This is a genomic window from Pseudoalteromonas sp. JB197, assembly GCF_002332205.1.
Classification (GTDB): Bacteria; Pseudomonadota; Gammaproteobacteria; order Enterobacterales; family Alteromonadaceae; genus Pseudoalteromonas; species Pseudoalteromonas nigrifaciens.
In genome coordinates this window covers 340,490-354,454 of record NZ_NRGZ01000002.1, presented here as the reverse complement: position 1 = coordinate 354,454, position 13,965 = coordinate 340,490, and the positions used below count along the sequence as shown (strand labels likewise).

Sequence of the window (13,965 nt, the reverse complement as noted above, 5' to 3'; positions counted from 1 at the left end):
AGCAAAAGGGTTAGGTATTTAAAAACGGTAACCTTCATTACACAGCTAATGCCTACTTTTAATTAACATGGCGTATTAATTCCGTTTTTAAGCTTAATCCCTTAATAATGCGATAAACGCTCAGATCCTATTTTGCTTATTTGCTAAAGTAGCGGGGTCAGTATTTATTTAATAACCCCCCCTAGGAAACACGATGAAAATAATTAAAACCTCAGCACTGTTAGTTGCCATTCTGGCGGGTATAACCATACAAGGGTGTTCTATGACATCAAATACATCACCATTAACAACAGGTAATGCAGTTACACCTATTAGTAACCCGCTTACTCTTGAGCAAATTTATAAAGATAAATACTTTAAAGCACAGCGTAGTACTTACTTTAAATGGTTAGACGATGGCACTGGCTACACAGTACTTGAGCAACGTGAAGCCGATAAAAAAGTAGGCGTTAAAGCTGACGACGAAAAAGAGCACGGTGTAAAAGGCAACGACATTGTATTTTACAACGCCGATGGCACAGGGCGAAAAGTACTGGTTGCTTTTGAAAAGTTACTGCCAGAGGGCGCAGATGAAGCGTTTGCAATTGAGAGTTATCAATTTTCTAAAGATGGCCAGTGGCTCATGGTATTTACCAACAGTGAGCAAGTATGGCGTTCGCGCAGCCGAGGGGATTTTTGGTTACTTAACTTAAATACGAATAAACTCTCGCAGTTGGGCGGCGAAAACCCTGAGCCCAAAAAGCTTATGTTTGCTAAGTTCTCCCCCGACAGCTCAAAAGTAGCGTATGTGCGCGATAATAATATTTATATGCAAGCAGTTGGCAGCAATACCGTTAGCGCATTAACAACCGATGGCAGCGCTACCACAGTTAATGGTAATTTCGATTGGGTATACGAAGAAGAGTTTTCTATTCGTGATGGCTTTAGTTGGAGCCCAGATAATAAATCAATCGCGTATTGGCAGCTCGATACTAGCGGCGTTAAATACTTTACCATGATCAACAACACCAAAGCGCTCTACCCTAGCCTTACTGAATTTCCATACCCTAAAGCGGGCGAAACTAACTCAGCTGTACGCGTAGGCGTAGTGAGCCTGAGTGACAAGCAAACCCGGTGGGCTAAACTTGAGGGCGATAACCGCGATCGTTACATACCACGCATTAGCTGGGCAGGCGATGGTGAGTCGTTACTTATCCAAGACTTAAACCGCCCACAAAACCATAATAATTTATGGTTATTTAATTGGCAAAAGCAGCAGCTAACTAAAATACTGGCAGAAAAAGACGATGCGTTTATTGAATGGTTTTATAGTGCTAATTGGTCAAAAAGTGGTGAGTTTTTTATTTGGCACAGCGAACGCGACGGCTGGCGTCATTTATATCGCATATCGCGCGATGGCAAAAAAATTATCGACCTAACCCCTGGCGATTACGACATTGTTGATATGCTTGCAATCAACGAAGACAAAAACGTATTGTATTTTAGTGCATCGCCAGATGATGCAGCTCAGCGCTATTTGTATCGCACAGCAATAGATGGCAGCAGTAAACCAGTACGAGTAACACCTGAACAGTTTAACGGCTCCAACAGTTACTACGTGTCAAAGGATGCTTCTTGGGCCATGCACACCTATTCTAAATTTAATCAGCCGGCCGTTAAGCAAATTATTAAGGTGAGCGATCACAGTAATGTAAAAACCTTGGTCGAAAACAGCGAGCTGAAACAAAAATTAGCAGAGCAAAGTTTACCAAACCATGAGTTTTTTAAAGTAGCCGCGCGTGATGGCACCGAGCTTGATGGTTATATTATGTTTCCTGCGGATATGGATCTAAATAAAAAGTACCCAATCGTATTTTATGTTTATGGCGAACCTTGGGGATCAACCGTACAAGATCGCTTTGAAGGTAATAGCTATTTATACAAATCGTTATTAACTCAAAAAGGCTTTATTGTTGCATCAGTTGATAACCGCGGTACACGCGCACCAAAAGGCCGAGATTGGCGCAAATCTATTTATAAAAAAATAGGCTCAATTACAGTGCAAGACCAAGTTGACGCGCTCGACGCGATGGCTAAACGCTGGGATGTAATAGACACAGAGCGGGTTGGCGTATGGGGACACTCTGGCGGCGGCAGCTCTACACTTAATTTATTATTTCGTCACGGAGATAAATTTAAAGTAGGTATTGCTTCAGCACCTGTGCCCGATATACGTTTATATGACACTATTTATCAAGAGCGTTATTCGGGTAACCCAAACACCGACCCACAAAGCTATGATAATACCTCGCCAATTAGTTTTGCTAAAAACCTTAGCGGTAAATTATTACTGATCCACGGTACTGGCGACGATAACGTACACTATCAGGGGTCTGAGCGTTTAATTGACGAGCTTGTTAAGCATAATAAACAATTTGAGTTTTTTGCTTATCCTAATCGTTCACACAGCCTAAAAGAAGGCAAAGGAACGGCTTTGCATTACCACACTATGATGGCCGAATTTTTTGAGAAAAACTTACTAAAATAATGTCTAATTAATTATTAAAAACTAAAAAAGCCACAATTTTTAATTGTGGCTTTTTTGTGCAAACTGTAATGGGGGGTTACAGTTCTTTATAGGTACTAAACAGTCTCACAAACTATGCCACAATAGTTAAAACTGCTCGTCGTATTGACTAATGTGCTTGTACACACCTGTGGTGGTGTTTGTGGTAATAAATTCAATGTTGTATTTATGAAATGCATCGCCCATTTCCATACCTGGTGTGCCTAGTGGCATTGCGGGTACGGTTAAACCGATAATATGCGCTGGGTGTTTTTCCGATAAAAATTGTTTAATAAACTTAGCCGGTACGTGGCCTTCAAACACAAAACCGTTGGCCGACACAGCTGTATGGCATGAGCGCTGGTTAGGCTTTATTTGATATTGCGATTTTATTAATCCCATATCGTCTGCATCAATGGCTTTTGTATTAATGTCGCTTTGATGTATATGCTCAATCCAGCCTTTGCAACAGCCACAGTTTTTATCTTTATAAACAGTAAGCTTTAACTCCTGTTTTTTGGGACTATCGGCTGAGCTAGTTGCTTTATGTACTTGCGGTGATTGCTCAGAGCACGCCCCCATAAGAGGCAGTGCTAGTGCTAAAAGCACGCTTGAGTTGATTTTAATTATACGCATAATTAACGCCTTAATTTGACCAATGAATATGAGTTATTTTCCAGCCTGAATCGGTATTTTTTAAGGTGATTGACTCCATACCTGTGGCGCTTATTTCTTTACCTTTATAGTTGCCATGGTTTTTGCTTCTTGATACCGAGTAAGCCATATCACCATTAATAAACACTTGGTGCTCTATTAGGTCGCTGTTAATTGCACTTAGGTATTTCATGTCAGCTAACATGTGGTGGTTAGCGTATTCATCGGCTGAGCGCTCAACGCCGCCACCTTCAAAAATAATTACATCATCGGCTAGTAATTGTCGAGCAGTTACTTTATCGCCTTGCTTAAGCGCAGTATGAAACGAGCTAACAACTTTTGCTGCAGCACTGCTTACATTAACAAATAAAGCTGATTTTTTTGCGTGCTCTTCATCACCATGCGCGTTTACAGTAAAAGAGCTTGTTGCAGTAAGTAACAGCGCTGAGATCAATCCAAATTTAGGGTGTTTTATTAACATGTTTTTCTCTTTATAAGATAAATTATACGGGCGGCCCAACGAGCGTGGTAAATACACTGGTGGTTAGCAATACACACACGGCAATAACCATTTCAACAGAAATAGAACGCTTTAAAGTAACAACATGATGTTGCTGTGTAATTTGCGGAACTAAACGTAGTTTATGCCAAGCACCCAGTAGTAACATAGCACTCACTAACAACAGTTTTAACATTATTAGCTGGCCATAATTTGAAGTAAATAATACAGAAAATGAATTTAAGTATTGCCATAATAAGGTTATACCAGATATGAGCAGTACCGCTATGATAATAATTGCTAGCTGTCCAAAGCGTTCCATTAAATGCTTTATCGTATTTAACGATAGCAGTTGGCAACTTTTATAAAGAGGCCATAGTGAGCCAATCCAACTAGCAATGGCAATTAAATGCAGTGTTAATATACTTTTAATTAATAGGCCTTTTTCGGCGCTGTGGCCGGTTAAGGTAAAGCTATAGGTAAGGATAATAAGTGCTAATAGTGTAATAACAAAATTAGCCACGTTAGCTGAGTTTGAATGGGTGCGCCAAGTGCACACCGCAAACAAGGCAATTATAAATGCAGGCACTCTAATACTTACCTGCTCACCAATTACTGATTGCCAAATTATATCCAGCATGAAGGGGTCTATCATGCCAGCAAAACCAGATTCAGCCATGGCCCCCGCTTCAATTGGTATTTGTAATATTGCACCAATAAAGCCCACCATAACAAGGGTGATTTGCCAGCGCTTTAAATACCGATTAAAACAGCTTAATTGTGTATCTGGCGTTGTACTCTCATTATTAAGTAAGCGCATTAGCAAGCAGCCCGCAAGGGCTGCAATAGCTAAATAGCTTACTATTTTTAATAATAGTAACAGCACTGACCAATCACTTAATTGCATTATATGACTACCTAATGATTATGTTGTTTATGGCTAGCCGCCATGTTTTTCATTTTAGAATGTGTGTCGCTGGCGTGCAGCATAAAGTCAAAATTGCCTGACATTTTATGGCCATCGCCACCAAGCGCTATCCATTTAACTGTGTAATTACCTTGTTCAAGCTTGGGTAACGGCCAGCTAAAGTTGCTATTAGCTTTTGCACTGGGTTTAAAGTTAAAATCTACTTGCTTGTTTGCAGCATCACTTAAGAGTACTTTGGCAAGTTGTACTTCGCCGCTAAACGTTAACGTAAGTTGCTCTGGACTTTGCATTAGCATCGCACTATTTTGTGGTGTTGATTGCTTTAGCGAAATATGAGCTGATGCCGAAAAGCTTAAAGCTAAGCCTAAAATTGCCGCAATAGTTATAAATTTCATAATTACCTCTTATTTTTAAATATTAAAACCAAAATCTTATACCGGCAACAAACTCAGTATCGTTGCTGCTCTGCTCGTTTAGCTTGGCGTAATCTGCTGTGCTACCAAATTTATTAGTCCACTCTACACCTACATAAGGTGCAAATTGGCGAGTAAATTCATAACGAACCCTAACGCCAATAGCAGTACTAGATAGCCCACTGCCTAGCTCATTTTGTTCATCGTCTTTACCATAAAATGTTATTTCAGCACGAGGCTGTATAATGAGCCTTTGTGTTAAAAGCAGCTCATATTCAGCTTCTGCTGTAAATGCTGTGTTGCCGCTCTCACCTACATACGCTGTCATATCAAGCTCAAACCAATAAGGTGCTAAGCCTTGAATACCAAACGCTAACCATTGACGGTTTTTGCCTTCTTTATAATAATCGTAGCGAATACCGACTTGCGTATCCCAGTAAGCCGAAATTGCATGACCCCATAAAATATCAGTTTGATTTTCTTCAAGCTTGCCATCACTAACATCACCCTCGGTTTTTATCACTAATCGATTAAAGGTGGTGCCGTACCAAGCTTGTAAATCGAAAACAGCAGCATCGGCTTGTTCGTTATACTCAAGGCGATCACCTAAAATAGCGTAAAACTTATGCTCATCCGCAAGGGTTAAGCGCTCGCCATCTGCTAAAGCATATGGCCCTTGCGTTAAGGTTGTGCCATTAGCATAAGCGTGTGGATCGCGAGCATTTTTAGGGGCATCGCCGCCTTGCGGCTGCATTTTATCGCCCGCCATATCGCCAGACATGTCGCCCATTTCAGTTTGAGCAAACACATGCAGGCTCAATAACGGTGCGCTAATTAATAGTGCACTAGTAAGTACTGTTGATAAGGTTAAATTTCTCATGATACAACCACCTCTCTAAACATACCTGCATCCATATGAAACAGTAAATGACAATGCCAAGCCCAACGACCAACATCATGTGGCGTAGTTAAAAAGCTAATTCTTTGGGCGGGCTGTACCATTATGGTATGGCGGCGAACTAACACATCACCTTGATCGTTCTCCAAGTCGCTCCACATACCATGTAAATGCATAGGGTGTGTCATCATGGTATCGTTTTGTAAAATAACTCGTACCCGCTGATTATGCTTCATATGCACAGGGGTACTTTTACCAAACTCTAAGCCATCAAAAGACCAGCTGTAGCGTTCCATGTTGCCGGTTAAATGCAGCTCAATTTCGGCTTCGGGTGCTTGGTGGTCAACTATGCCATCAAGAGAGCGTAAATCTGCAAGTGTTAAAACACGACGGCCGTTATTGCGCAGCCCAATACCAGGATCGTCTAAGTTTGTGCGTGGCGTATCAACGCGCATATCAACTGAGGCGCCATATTCTGTTTCAGCGTGGCGAACTTTCTGACTTGGAACAGCCAGTGGGTTTTTACCCATATTATGCTTACTATGGTCCATTGCCATTGCACCGTGGTCCATTGTGCTATGATCCATTGCCCCCTGATCCATACTGGTTTTGTCCATGCTAGCGTGGCCCATAGCGCTGTGATCCATTCCAGGCATAGCAGAGTGATCCATATTGCCCATCATATCTCGCATTGCTAACCACTCAACGGGGTCAAGTGCAGGCACTGGCGCATCAATATTAGCAGCGACAGACAAAGTCCCTTTGGCATAACCTGAGCGGTCCATGCTTTGTGCAAAAATTGTGTATGCGTCATTCTTAGGTTCAACAACCACATCGTAGGTTTCACCTGGACCAAAGCGAAACTCATCTACGGTAACGGGTTCAACATTTTGTCCATCTGCTTGTACCACAGTTAATTTTAACTCTGGGATACGTACATCAAAAAAGGTGTTACTTGAGCCATTAATAAATCTTAAACGTACTTTTTCGCCCGCTTTAAACAGCCCACGCCAATTAGCCATTGGCGCAGTACCATTCATTAAATAGGTCATTGCCGAAGCCGATAAATCAGCTAAATCGGTTGGACTCATTCGCATCTGGTTCCACATTTCACGTCGTTGAAGTGCATTAGCAACGCCGCTTGTTGCTATGTCATCAAAAAACTCAGGTACAGTGGGCTGATTAAAGTTAAACACATCCCCCTGAATTTTTAATTTACGGAATAACTCCATGGGATCATCATCAGTCCAATCAGAGAGTTGAATAATATGTTCATTATCTGCGCTGATAACATCTTGCTCACGAGGCTCAATAATTAACGCCCCATACATACCGGTCATTTCTTGAAAGCCACTGTGTGAGTGATACCAATAAGTACCGCTTTGTTGTAACTTAAATTTATAAACAAACGTTTCGCCAGGCATAATGCCTTTAAAGCTAATGCCCGGTACACCATCCATTTGATACGGTAAAATAATTCCGTGCCAGTGAATAGAGCTAGGTACCGCTAAATTGTTGGTAACGCGAATGGTCACATCGTCACCTTCTTTAAGGCGTAATGTTGGCGCGGGAATAGAGCCATTAATGGTGGTTGCCATACGCACTACACCGGTAAAGTTTACTGGGGACTCATCAATAACCAGGTCAATAACTTTACCGCTCAACTCAGGCACAGTACCTGTTAATGTTGAAGCCGCTAAAGATGATGCTGCATGTAAAACAGTTGGAAAAGCTGCCAGCACACCGCCTGCAATTAATCCTTGAACAAAACGCCTACGTGGCTTTGAAATGTGCTGTAATGACTCTTTAAAACCCATTTTATTACACCTGAATAGCAAAATATGCATTGAGTATAATATTTAAACCTGACATCGACATGACGCGAACATTACAAAGTTGTAATCTTAATGTCATGTTGCTGTTGTAGCGCATATGGCATAGTGCTGTTTAAGTGATAACTAAAATTATAATAAAAGTAACAAAGGAATTATATGCGCTTACTAATCGTTGAAGACGAGATTAAAACCGGTGATTACTTAAAACAGGGCTTAACCGAAGCCGGCTTTCAGGTTTGTTTGGCGCGCAATGGCCTTGACGGTCACCATTTAGCAATGACCGAATTATTTGATGTGATTATATTAGATATAATGTTGCCCGATGTATCTGGCTGGCGAATTTTAGAGTCGGTACGAGAAGCCAAAAACGACACGCCAGTATTATTTTTATCGGCTCGCGATAGTGTTGATGACAGAGTAAAAGGGCTTGAACTTGGCGCAGATGATTACTTAATAAAACCGTTTGCTTTTTCAGAAGTACTTGCCCGCGTACGTACGCTTATTCGCCGTGGTGGCGTGCAAAAAGTGGCCGACATACTCACGATTGCAGACTTAGAAATGGATATACCAAAGCGTAAAATACAGCGAGCAGGCAAGCGTATTTTGCTCAGTAATAAAGAGTTTAGCTTATTAGAGCTACTACTGCGCCGAGAAGGCGAAGTGCTATCTCGCTCACTTATAGCGTCGCAAGTATGGGATATGAACTTTGAAAGTGATACCAATGTAATAGATGTTGCGATTAGACGCCTGCGGGGCAAGGTTGACGATGAGTATAGTATTAAGCTTATTCATACAGTGCGCGGTATGGGCTATAAATTAGAGGTCGAAAATGCCCAAAATTAACGCTCGACCAATGTCGTTGACCATGCGGGTGGTATTGTTTATTGCTGTTACTGTAATAGCCTGTTTAACCTTAGTCGCGTCATTAATTAACTCCTCCATTGAGGATCACTTTATTGAGCAAGACAGTGGCGAGTTAAAGGTTATTAGCCAGTCAGTTGCAGCTGTTTTAGCCCAGCAGCATAGCTCAAGTGAACCTTTAGGGCAGGCATTATCTAAAGCTGTGGCAGGGCACCATGGTGTTTATTATCAAGTAAATAGCCAGCAAGGAGCCTTAATTTACCAAAGTTCAGGTCGCGATTTTACTAAGCAGATTATGAGTGCGCCATCGGCGCTTGGTTTTAATCGCGATAACATAGTGCATTGGCAAGCCAATGATCATACCTATCGCGCATTAGTTAGCGACTTTAACGTGCAGCAACAGCATTATAAAATTACCGCCGCCATTGATATGAGTTTTCATAAACATTTTTTGCGCCAATTTAAACAAAGCCTATGGGTGATTATGTTTGGCTCAGCTGTGCTCATTTTACTTGTTGCTTGGTTTGCGGTACATCAGGGGTTAAATCCACTGCGTGGCTTAAGCAAAAAAATATATGACATTCAAACCCATAAAATGGATGTTAGGTTAGATGAAAGTAAAGTGCCAATTGAGCTGGTGAATATGGTGCATTCATTTAATGCCATGCTGGATAGATTACAAGATGAGTTTATGCGTTTATCAAATTTTTCTACCGATATAGCCCACGAACTGCGTACCCCGCTTACTAATATTATTACTCAAACACAAGTTGGCTTAACAAAACAGCGCGACCTTGTGCAATACCAAGAATTGTTGTTTTCAAACCTTGAAGAACTAGAGCGACTAACAAAAATGGTGAGTGATATGCTGTGGTTGGCAAAAACTCAAAATGGACTGATAAAAGCACAACAACAAGTATTACAAAGTGATGAAGAAATAGACGCGTTACTAGAATACTTTGATGCGGTAGCAGAAGATGCCAATATTACCTTTATTAAACAAGGTAGTAATGTTGAGTTTTATTGTGAACAATTACACTTTAGGCAGTTGTTATCTAATTTATTATCAAATGCGATTAGGTATACCCCAGCAGGCGAATCGATAACTATTAGTAGTGAGCGCACTGGAAATGATCAAGTGTGTATTGCGGTTACCAACCCAGGCGAAAAAATAGCAGCAGAGCATTTACCCTATTTATTTGACCGATTTTATCGAGCCGATAAATCAAGGCAGCGACAAGGCAACGGCGCGGGTTTAGGGCTTGCGATAGTAAAAGCGCTAGTTACAGCAAATGGGGGCAACATAGTGGTAACCTCAAACGCGAACACTCGCTTTAAGGTGTTTTTTAAACACGTTAAAAGTTAAGCTTAATCCTTTTATTAGCACAGTGCCTATAGCGTAAAATGCAGTGTTAATTTGTGGCTTTTGTGCAAACTGTAATGGGGGTTTACAGTTTGCATAAGCAAAAAACGAAAGTAACCTGCGGTTAGTTTTGTTTAACAAACCACGCAGTTGTAAATTAATCAGCCTAGGGAATCTGTTACTTTGTGTTTATTGTTCATTTTCTGTCTTTATTCTTTGCACTAAAAAGTCTACTACCGCTTTTACTTTAGGTACTAAGTAGCGCTGTTTTTGATACAACAAATACACAGCCATATTAGCATTTTGAGTTATAGCTAACTCATGTTCAAAGTGAAGTTGTTGCAACTTACCTGAGTCAATATAAGGGGCTAACGCCCACCGAGTCGACATTAAAATACCTTCACCGTTGCACGCTTTTTTTGCTAGCCACGATCCGCTATTAGAAATAGCCACAGCAGGCCCAGATACATCATGCCATTGGCCGTCCATATTACATAACCAAGGCGTTGGCCCCGTTGGCGCTTTAAAATAAAGGCCATTATGCTGCTTTAGTTCCATCGCATTGTTAGGTGTTCCGTGTTTTTTTAAATAACAAGGTGATGCCACCGGAATAAAGCCATTGTCCATTAACCTTATTGCTAGTACTCGCTCATTGGGTGCGTAACCACCGCGAATAGCAATATCAACATCGTCGCGTCCGAGTGTCGATAGCTGATCAGTTAAACTAACATCCAGCACTATTTCAGGGTATAAGGCGCTAAATTCATCTAGCAAAGGTAGTAATATTTGCTCACCAAACCCCACCATAGAGCTAATACGTAAACGCCCCATTGGCGTTGTTTGATAACTGCGTACGGTTTCATTACTTTGTTCTAGTTGACTCAAAATTTGCTGTATATCGTTATAATAAATGTAACTATTCAGCCTCATCTGAAATGAATATATCAGGCAGCTGATTTTTGAATAATAACTCAAGGGCTAGGCTTGCAGATACATATTGTTTTCTGCAAGTCGATAAATAGCTTCTCAGCAAGCAGAACATTTCAGCTCCTTGCTTACTTCTAAAACACCCCGATATTTTTTGATGAACCTTGGTCATCCTAATATCATTCTCGCCTTGGTTGTTGGTAAATGGCACGCCAGTGCTCATCATGAAACGTAAAACATCATCTTGATAATCTCTTAGTCGTTCCAATAATGCGCGGGATTTGGTTCGCTTTAATCGGCCTCGCTGACCTTTCACTCGGCTACTTTTATCTGGTGGTGGACATTTAGCGTCACCTTGAAGCAATATTTTTTGATATTGCTCACGATATTTCTGTTTAGCCCCTTTATCTAGGTCGGGATTATCTATTTGAGCTTTATTCATTTCTTTAAGTAAGGTTTGCATATCCTTCGCCCATTGCATGCCGTCTTGCTCCCAAGCCCTTTCTAATTCTCGGATGTGGTGAGCATTACATAATGCATGTTGGCATTGGGTATATTGATAATATGGCTTCCAATGGTCATGACATAGCACACCGGTAAAGTGCGGTAAAATACCGGCCTCATCCATCGCTATTTTTCCTCTTTTTTCATGAGGATAAAAATAAGTCCACCAAGTCGTTGATGCACCATGAAGCCATCGCCGTTTACCGCCGATATTAATGCCAGTCTCATCAACATGCAAAGTTTGATACGGGCTTTGTAATGCCGCTTTGATGATACCTTCTGCGCCCGATGACTTTACCAGTGCCGCTGCTTGTTCATTAAAGTTAAATAAACTGCCGGCACTGATCGGAATACCTAGTTGGTCACTAAAGTATTCTTCAATGCGGTTATAAGGGAGTAATTGATATTGTGATAAGTAAACCGCATGGGCTTTCACACCAACACCATATTGAATAGGACCGTTAACACCTTGGGGGAATTCACCAACAAACCGCTTCCCTTGCTCATTCTCAAGGATTTGAGCCTGGTATTCGGTCACCACTTTACTGATATCTATATCGACGACTTGTCGCTTTTGAAAACCCACCTCACGATAGTGACCTTTAGGTAAAAAATCTCGGTCAACTAAAATGACTTGTACCTCATCAGGTGTTTCTGTTTGAGTCAGCGTTTTACCTACTCGGCCTTTTTGTCCGCCAGCTGATTTTTCTGACTTCTCTCTCGTTGGCTTTGTACGGTTGATATCTTTTGATGGAGGAATGCTACTATTTTGACTATTAAGTCCTAATTTACTAGCTAGCATAACAACGACAACAAGAATGAGTTCAATAGACATCTTCAACGCTGGCGAGAGTGTTTTATCTTCTTGTAACTGAGTTTTAGTTTGCTCAACTATTTCAGTGATATTTATGCTGTTTAAATTCATTAAAGCTAGAGCGATAGGGTAATAGCTCTAGCTTGGCATACTGGCAGGATCAGTCAATAGCTAAAAAAGATCCTTAGAAAATAATTTGTCTTGGTGAATAGTTACTAATAAATTTGCCCTACTTCTGTTAATTTAACGAGTCGGGTTGAGCGCTTTAACAGCGTAGCGCCTAAGCTTTTTTCTAAATCTGCAACGCGCCTTGATAACGACGACGGCGGCACGTTAAAAGTACTGGCTGCTTTGGTAAAGCTGCCAGTTTCGACTACTTTACTAAAATACCTAATTGCACGTAGTTGATCCAACGAGCTGCTCCATTTGTTGTTTTTAACTCAACTTTAAAATTGCCCTTGGGAATAACAAGGCTTTGAAAAGGACGTTGCTCATAAAAAGCTGAAATAAAATTAATATTTTACTAAACGCAGGAGTAAGGAAAACATTAATCTCTGGCTTTTTAAATGCAAAATTTAAGCAGAAAAACGCCCTCAAATTATCATAAAGCAGGCTCTAAAATTTATGTATTTATGATAGATTAATTTGTTTAAAAGTGACAATTATTCTATCAAAACAATGGGTAGCTTATCTGATTTTCCAGCTGTTTTTACTAAAATGATACTGTTGAAGAGTGTCAATTAAACTCGTTAGTACAGGCCCCGATTGATGGCTTCGAGAAATTAAGCATCCTACAGGCGTTAACCACCCATTGTACTCATGGGTAACAGGCAATGCGACAATATGGCCTTGGTTTATCTGCTCTTTTACTGATAGCTCAGGTACGTTTGCCCACCCCATGCCCGCATGAACTAACTCAACCAGTGTTTGGTGAGTGTTGGCATACCACAACATAGAGCTAATACCGTAACTAAACCATAACTCTTTATGTTAAGCACTGCGATGTACACATTGTCTATAACGTTTTAAATCAGAGCCTTGCACTTTAGCTAGTTTGGCTAATTCGTGGGTCGATGATGCTACGGTTAAAAAGCGTGCTTGCCCTAGCAAGAAAAAATCCATATCCACCTTTAACTCACCGTCGGCATAAACAATACCGGCTTGCGCCCTACCCGAACGAACGAGTTGTTCTACATCAAAGGTTGAGGTGGTGATGATATCAAAGTGAGTTATTGGGTATTTATCGGCAAGCGGCATGAGAATATTTAAAAAGTCTGGGCTCATTACACTCTCATCAACAGCAATAACCATTTCATGCTCATGCTCTTTTGCTAGCGATTCTATTGTTTGATCAAAATACTTTTGTTGATGCAAAATAGACTTTGCAATTGGCAGCAAGGTTTTGCCGTTATCAGTTAATACCGGAGTGTTTTTATCACGATTGAACAGCTCTTGATTAATGGCTATTTCAAGGTTTGCAATGGCTTGGCTTACCCCCGATTGAGCACGCTTTAATTTACGAGCAGCAGCTGAAAAAGATCCGGTGTCGCATACAGTGATAAATACTTTCAATTGCTCGAAGCTATACATGGTGTGTCTGAGAGTTACAGGTATTTGGCTCAGATTATCACTATTCGTGATAGCTGTTAACTTTATCTGTTTTGATTGACTGTCATAATCGCCGCTTAATAATTTCGTTATCCTTTTTTATCACCTTAGTGTTA

General features: G+C 40.8%; 10 protein-coding genes and 3 pseudogenes. 3 read left to right on the top strand and 10 right to left on the bottom strand.

The features are described from left to right. The first annotated feature begins 193 nt into the window (after window positions 1–193). On the top strand, window positions 194–2,527 hold the full coding sequence (locus CIK86_RS16745) for a S9 family peptidase (RefSeq protein WP_086998438.1): 2,334 nt from the start codon (window positions 194–196) through the stop codon (window positions 2,525–2,527). A gap of 126 nt (window positions 2,528–2,653) precedes the next feature. Here CIK86_RS16745 and CIK86_RS16740 read toward each other — a convergent pair whose 3' ends face one another. The 6 genes from CIK86_RS16740 to CIK86_RS16715 are packed head-to-tail and all read right to left on the bottom strand — an operon-like array spanning window position 2,654 to window position 7,754. After that, the gene (locus tag CIK86_RS16740) at window positions 2,654–3,181 is read right to left on the bottom strand and encodes a DUF411 domain-containing protein (RefSeq protein WP_086998441.1); all 528 of its coding nucleotides are present in this window, start codon (window positions 3,179–3,181) and stop codon (window positions 2,654–2,656) included. A gap of 10 nt (window positions 3,182–3,191) precedes the next feature. Next, window positions 3,192–3,680 (bottom strand): nuclear transport factor 2 family protein, encoded by a 489-nt coding sequence (locus tag CIK86_RS16735; protein WP_086998444.1) that lies wholly within the window; start codon window positions 3,678–3,680, stop codon window positions 3,192–3,194. 22 nt (window positions 3,681–3,702) lie between these two features. Then, on the bottom strand, window positions 3,703–4,605 hold the full coding sequence (locus tag CIK86_RS16730; protein WP_086998447.1) for a CopD family protein: 903 nt from the start codon (window positions 4,603–4,605) through the stop codon (window positions 3,703–3,705). An 11-nt stretch (window positions 4,606–4,616) separates the two neighbouring features. Continuing rightward, window positions 4,617–5,021 (bottom strand): copper resistance CopC family protein, encoded by a 405-nt coding sequence (locus CIK86_RS16725; RefSeq protein WP_011329652.1) that lies wholly within the window; start codon window positions 5,019–5,021, stop codon window positions 4,617–4,619. A gap of 22 nt (window positions 5,022–5,043) precedes the next feature. Beyond that, a complete protein-coding gene (locus CIK86_RS16720; protein WP_086998449.1) occupies window positions 5,044–5,919 on the bottom strand; it encodes a copper resistance protein B in 876 nt (291 codons plus the stop codon). Then, window positions 5,916–7,754: a copper resistance system multicopper oxidase gene (locus CIK86_RS16715; RefSeq protein ID WP_086998452.1), complete on the bottom strand. Its 1,839-nt coding sequence runs from the start codon at window positions 7,752–7,754 to the stop codon at window positions 5,916–5,918. The genes CIK86_RS16720 and CIK86_RS16715 overlap by 4 nt, the downstream gene beginning before the upstream one ends. 174 nt (window positions 7,755–7,928) lie before the next feature. Here CIK86_RS16715 and CIK86_RS16710 point away from each other — a divergent pair, with 174 nt between their 5' ends. Both CIK86_RS16710 and CIK86_RS16705 read left to right on the top strand, forming a co-directional pair. Then, window positions 7,929–8,615 (top strand): heavy metal response regulator transcription factor, encoded by a 687-nt coding sequence (locus CIK86_RS16710; protein ID WP_086998455.1) that lies wholly within the window; start codon window positions 7,929–7,931, stop codon window positions 8,613–8,615. Beyond that, window positions 8,602–9,999 (top strand): heavy metal sensor histidine kinase, encoded by a 1,398-nt coding sequence (locus CIK86_RS16705; protein ID WP_086998457.1) that lies wholly within the window; start codon window positions 8,602–8,604, stop codon window positions 9,997–9,999. The genes CIK86_RS16710 and CIK86_RS16705 overlap by 14 nt, the downstream gene beginning before the upstream one ends. A gap of 186 nt (window positions 10,000–10,185) precedes the next feature. On the opposite strand, the pseudogene CIK86_RS16700 reads toward CIK86_RS16705, so the two are convergent. The 4 genes and pseudogenes from CIK86_RS16700 to CIK86_RS16685 all read right to left on the bottom strand — a co-directional run. Next, window positions 10,186–10,908 (bottom strand): annotated as a pseudogene (locus tag CIK86_RS16700) (substrate binding domain-containing protein); the annotation flags it as partial. A 4-nt stretch (window positions 10,909–10,912) separates the two neighbouring features. Then, the gene (locus CIK86_RS16695) at window positions 10,913–12,352 is read right to left on the bottom strand and encodes an IS66 family transposase (RefSeq protein WP_086993120.1); all 1,440 of its coding nucleotides are present in this window, start codon (window positions 12,350–12,352) and stop codon (window positions 10,913–10,915) included. A 107-nt stretch (window positions 12,353–12,459) separates the two neighbouring features. Then, window positions 12,460–12,654: pseudogene (locus tag CIK86_RS16690) on the bottom strand (LysR family transcriptional regulator); the annotation flags it as partial. 274 nt (window positions 12,655–12,928) lie between these two features. Then, a pseudogene (locus CIK86_RS16685) lies at window positions 12,929–13,813 on the bottom strand (LysR family transcriptional regulator). Between the last annotated feature and the right edge of the window lie 152 nt (window positions 13,814–13,965).